Raw genomic sequence first — 596 nt, forward strand, 5'->3', positions numbered from 1 at the left:
CGGTTGGTCCGGGTCGAGTCGCCCCGGTTCGTCCGGGACGGAGCTTTACCGATCCTGCTGTTGTCGCGTTGAGCCTGAATCGCCTGCGCGACCTGCAGCACGTGAGCCAGCCGCTTGTGCTCGACCACCGCGCCCTGATCGATTTCGGCCAGCCGGTCATATTGTCTGCAGGGCAATACACGTCCGTTTCCCCGCAATTCGATACGCCCATCCGGGTACTCCCACACCTCGATATACCGATCGATCAGCGCCCGGTTCTCCGGCGTATCGTCCAGCAGATACATGACCCGGTCGTACTGCGCCGTGAGCGACTTCGTGACTTTCCGCGGTTCACGCCACGTCAGCACCAGATCGAGATTCTCATCAACGCGCAAAGGGCGGTGCGCGTCGAAATCGCTCTTTGGGGGCTTCGCAAAGCGCGCGTTGTACGCCGCGATGAATGACGGTGCCCAGGCGTTGGCTTCAGCCACTGTGCTGATACCACGCAGCCTCAGCTCCTTGACCAGGCGATCCTGCAGCGTCAGGTGAGCACGCTCGACGCGCCCCTTGGCCGGGCTGCTGTTCGCACAGAACGCGTCAATGTTCAGCTCGTACAT

1 pseudogene is annotated in these 596 nt (G+C 62.1%); it reads right to left on the reverse strand.

The window, feature by feature from the left end:
• A pseudogene (locus QYH69_RS35975) lies at window positions 1–596 on the reverse strand (ISNCY family transposase); the annotation flags it as partial.

Source organism: Paraburkholderia sp. SARCC-3016, assembly GCF_031119615.1.
Classification (GTDB): domain Bacteria; phylum Pseudomonadota; class Gammaproteobacteria; order Burkholderiales; family Burkholderiaceae; genus Paraburkholderia.